Below are 3,931 nucleotides of genomic sequence, written 5' to 3'. Positions count from 1 at the left end.
GGATCGTCGGGGAGGAAGCGGTAACGCATCGGGCGAAGGAAGGGGGCCTTATTGCGAATGGCTCTCAACCTAGGCGATCCACCGCCACTTTTGCAAGCGATTCTCAATAGCAGCTGGTGGTTGCGAACTGCTCCGGGCGGCGGGCACCCGCCCCCGTCGCCATCGATGCCCCGGTCCGTGCCCGAAACGGCGGCTCCCGCGCCGATCCTGAGCAGCCTGGAGCGATCCCATCGCTTCTGCCCCCATGCTCCGCATCCGTGGCGACAGGTCCAGCCTGCTGGCGGCCCTGGCGGCCCACTGGGCCGATCAGCAGCTGCAACTGCCGCTGCTCGGCCCTGGCGCCCCCCTCAGCCCTGCTCCTCAGCCGCGCAGGCCGGACAGAGGGCCCGCACGTTGAGGACGCACTCCAGCAGCCGGAAGCCGAAGGCCCCGGCCGCCGCTTCTCCCGCGGCCAGCACGGCACCGCTCTCGAACTCCTCGGTGCGGCCGCAACGGACGCAGACCAGATGGTGATGGTCGCGGTGGGCGTCACTGGCCAGCTCAAAGCGCCGTCCCCCCTCCGGCAGCTCCAGCTCCTGCAGCAGCCCCATCGAACTCAGCAGCCGCAGGGTGCGGTACACGGTGGCCAGCGACACCCGCTCCTGGCTGCGCACCAGGCGCAGGTGCACCTCCTCGGCGCTCAGGTGGCTGCCCTCGCCGATCCGCTCAAACAGATCCAGCACCCGCTGCCGCTGGGGCGTGAGCCGCTGGCCCCGGTCGTTCAGGGTGGTGCGCAGGCTGCGGGGCTGGGCCAGACCGGTGGGGGGAGTGTTCACCACGCGATCCCAGACCCTCGCAACACTAAAGCCTATTGAGAAGGTGTGTCGGAGGTCGGTGTGCTGGCCGACGTCGGAGCGCCGGCCGACGCCCGCCGGGCCAGGCTGCCGTCCAGGCTGACCAGGCCAGCCCCGAGCAGATCGGTGAGCGTGACGATCAGGCGGTAGCTGAGGGCCACCGCCAGCAGCGGTGCCTCCGGCAGGGCCACCCCCATCCGCAACAGCAGCACCGCCTCGAACACCCCCAGGCCCCCGGGCGCCCCTGGCACCACCAGGCCGGCGGTCCAGGCCAGGGCGAATCCCGCCAGCCAGACGGTGGCATCGCCCGCCAGCGGCAGGTCGAAGGCCTGGATGCAGCAGCAGAAACCGGCGAAGCGCAGCAGCACGAACGCCATCTCCGCCAGCAGGGGCGCCCAGGGATAGCCCCGCAGCAGGCGCGACCGCTCCAGCGGCAGCTCCTGACTGAGCTCCTGCTCAAGGCCGAGGTCCCGCGCCCGGCGGCGCTCCAGCCGCACCAGCAGGGGATCCAGCCAGCGGGGCAGCAGCAGGGCCAGGGGCAGCAGACACACCAGCCCCAGTCCGCCCTGCCAGCCGCCGAGGGGCACCAGCGCCAGGGCCGCCACCGCCGCCACCAGGGGATCGAGCAGCACCGCCACCAGCGCCATGGTCGTGCTGGCCGGGGCGGCGAGGGGGGTGTCCTCGCTGCGCAGCCGCTGCACCCGTGAGGCCAGGTGCCAGATGCCCCCGGGCAGGAACTTGCGCAGGTTGGTGGCCACGTGCAGTTCCACCACCGCGGCCCAGTCGGGGCGCAGGCCCAGCCAGCCCAGCACCACACCCCAGGCCACGCCGTTGACCAGCAGGCTCAGCAGGCTCAGGCCGACCCCCAGGACCAGCCACAGCCAGCCCTGGCCATCGAGCCGCAGCTGCACCAGCTGGCGGCCATGGCTGAGCAGGGCCGCCATCACGAAACCGATGCTGCCCAGGGTGATCCAGGGGCGCAGGCCGCCGGGCAGGACGGGGAGCCTGGGCTGGGCGGGGAGCCGGCGCCGCAGGGCCCCGAGGCCGGTCCCCAGGCGCTGACGCAGGCCCAGGAGGCGGCGGGACCAGGGGCTCATGGGGCTCCCCCGTCGGCGGCCAGGGCCCGGCGCACCTCGTCGCGCACCTCCTCGATCGAGCGTCCCAGGCGTGCGGCCAGCTCCACGAGATCGGCGTGCTCCGCCTTGGCCCGCCGGCGGCCGTCCGGGAGGGTGGCCCACTTGATCCGCACCGGCCCCAGCCGGGTGGCCAGCGTCTCGCTCTGCCGCGGCAGGATCCAGCGGTCCTGCAGCTGCTCCCGCACCCCCAGCGTCGTGCCGTGGCGCCACCACACCTGCCGCAGCCGGGAAGCCAGCTCCGGGGGGATCAGGGCCGTCATCAGGGTGCCGGTGCGGCCCTTCTTCATCGCCACCGGCTGGCTGAACACCTCCAGCGCCCCCTCGTGGCGCAGGGCCTCGGCCAGGTAGGCCAGGTCCTCGGCCGTGGCGTCGTCGATCTGGGCCTGCTGCTGCAGCAGGGCTTCACGCACCTCGCCCCCCGCGCTGCCGCCGGCCCGACCCGCCGCACCAGCCTCCTCCAGGGGACGGGCCAGGGTGAGGCGGAGCAGGTTGGCCCGATCCAGCTGACGGCTGCCCAGACCCACCCCCACCCGCAGCGGCAGGGCCGCCGGGGAAGGACCGAACCGGTCGGCCCAGCAGGCCGCCAGGGCCATCCCGGTGGGGGTGGTGAGCTCGCCGGCGGGGAAGCCCTCACTGGAGGCCAGCGGCAGCCCCCGGGAACGGGCGATCTCCAGCACCGCCGGGGCGGGCAGGGGCAGGGCCCCGTGGGCGGTGACGACACGGCCGTGGCCCGCCGGCGGCACGCCGCAGACCAGCTGCTCCACCCCCAGATGGAGCAGTCCGGCGCAGACGCCGACGATGTCCACCAGGGCATCGATCGCCCCCACCTCATGGAACTCCACGGCCTCGGCGGCGTGGCCATGGACCGCCGCCTCCGCCTCCGCCAGCAGGCCGAACACCGCCAGCACCTTCTGCTGCAGCGCCGGCTCCAGGGGGGCGTCCTGGAGCAGCCGGCGCAACGCCCCCCAGGGGCGATGGTGCGGCTGGGGCTCCAGGGCCTCCACGGCCAGATGCAGCCCCCGCAGGCCGGCGCTGCGCCGCTCCTCGATCCGCAGTCGGTAGCGGCCCTCCAGACCCAGGACGGCCAGGGGCGCCGCGATCACCTCCGGGGGGAGGCCAAGGTCCAGAAGGGCCGCCAGCAGCATGTTGCCGGCCAGGCCGGTGGGGCAATCCAGCAGCGCCAGGGTCATGGAGGGGGCCGGCGTCCGATGCGGGGAGCCGCCGCCAGCAGCCGCTCAGCCTCGGCCTCGATCTCGGCGCGGCGGGCCCGCAGGGCCTGCTCCACCTCCCGGCGGGCCCGGCGCTGCTCGATCCGGGCCATCTCGACGTCGAAGCCCGAGAGGCCCCAGAGGCGGCCCAGCAGCGCCCGATCGTCATCGCCGCCGACGCTGTCGCCGTAGACCAGGGTCTCGGCCACCATGCCGGCCTGCAGCACCCGGCTCCAGCGGCGCAGGTCCTCGGCGGAGAGCCTCACGCTCTCGGGCAGGGCGAATTCGGTGCAGCCGCCGCTGTCGACGCCGGCCTGCAGACAGGCCAGGCTGCCCACCAGCACCCGCCGCACCACCAGGCCATCGCTGTCCGCCGCCAGGGCATGGCCGGCCTCGTGCACGGCGATGCGGCGCAGGCGCCCCTGGCCGCCGGGCAGGGCTTCGGCCAGCAGGTGGCCGCCCCGACCGCCGAAGCGGGCTGCATCGACCGTGAGGGAACCCAGGCCCAGGGCCACCAGCAGGGTGACCCACCAGGGGGAGAGTCCGACAAGCGGGCCGACCACGGCGGCAAGGCTGAGCAGCAGCACCACGACACCGGCCGTGAAGGCACCGCTGGTCATCTCAGCGGCCCTGGCGGGTCACGGCCCGGCCGTGGCCCTTGGGTTTGGCCGGGCCGCCGTTGTCCTTTCCCTTATACACCTCTCCGAGCCCACGCGACGCTAGGGTAGCTCTTATTCCGTCTTCTGCTTGAAAA

At 73.9% G+C, this 3,931-nt stretch carries 4 protein-coding genes; all 4 read right to left on the bottom strand.

What is annotated here, in order from left to right; all coding sequences use genetic code 11:
* Nucleotides 1-347: 347 nt before the first annotated feature.
* From VB737_RS15460 to VB737_RS15445, 4 genes are read right to left on the bottom strand one after another with little or no spacing between them, the layout of a single operon-like run.
* Nucleotides 348-815 (bottom strand): Fur family transcriptional regulator, encoded by a 468-nt coding sequence (locus VB737_RS15460; RefSeq protein WP_500314266.1) that lies wholly within the window; start codon nucleotides 813-815, stop codon nucleotides 348-350.
* 32 nt (nucleotides 816-847) lie between these two features.
* Nucleotides 848-1,930 carry a lysylphosphatidylglycerol synthase domain-containing protein gene (locus tag VB737_RS15455; protein WP_500314265.1) on the bottom strand — a complete coding sequence of 361 codons (1,083 nt, stop codon included), beginning with the start codon at nucleotides 1,928-1,930 and terminating at the stop codon, nucleotides 848-850.
* Complete coding sequence (gene larC / locus VB737_RS15450) at nucleotides 1,927-3,159, bottom strand: nickel pincer cofactor biosynthesis protein LarC (RefSeq protein ID WP_500314264.1); 1,233 nt, start codon at nucleotides 3,157-3,159, stop codon at nucleotides 1,927-1,929. The genes VB737_RS15455 and larC overlap by 4 nt, the downstream gene beginning before the upstream one ends.
* Nucleotides 3,156-3,797 carry a hypothetical protein gene (locus VB737_RS15445; protein WP_500314262.1) on the bottom strand — a complete coding sequence of 214 codons (642 nt, stop codon included), beginning with the start codon at nucleotides 3,795-3,797 and terminating at the stop codon, nucleotides 3,156-3,158. The genes larC and VB737_RS15445 overlap by 4 nt, the downstream gene beginning before the upstream one ends.
* Nucleotides 3,798-3,931 lie beyond the last annotated feature (134 nt).

The organism is Synechococcus sp. BA-120 BA3, assembly GCF_034931285.1.
GTDB lineage: Bacteria > Cyanobacteriota > Cyanobacteriia > PCC-6307 > Cyanobiaceae > Cyanobium.
Note: the sequence above shows the minus strand (reverse complement) of the source record. Positions and strands in the feature narration are given on the sequence as shown.

Bases quoted from the DNA above. Each gene is read 5' to 3' on its own strand.
- larC (WP_500314264.1), bottom strand. From the start codon at position 3,159: ATGACCCTGGCGCTGCTGGATTGCCCCACCGGCCTGGCCGGCAACATG.
- VB737_RS15445 (WP_500314262.1), bottom strand. From the start codon at position 3,797: ATGACCAGCGGTGCCTTCACGGCCGGTGTCGTGGTGCTGCTGCTCAGC.
- VB737_RS15455 (WP_500314265.1), bottom strand. From the start codon at position 1,930: ATGAGCCCCTGGTCCCGCCGCCTCCTGGGCCTGCGTCAGCGCCTGGGG.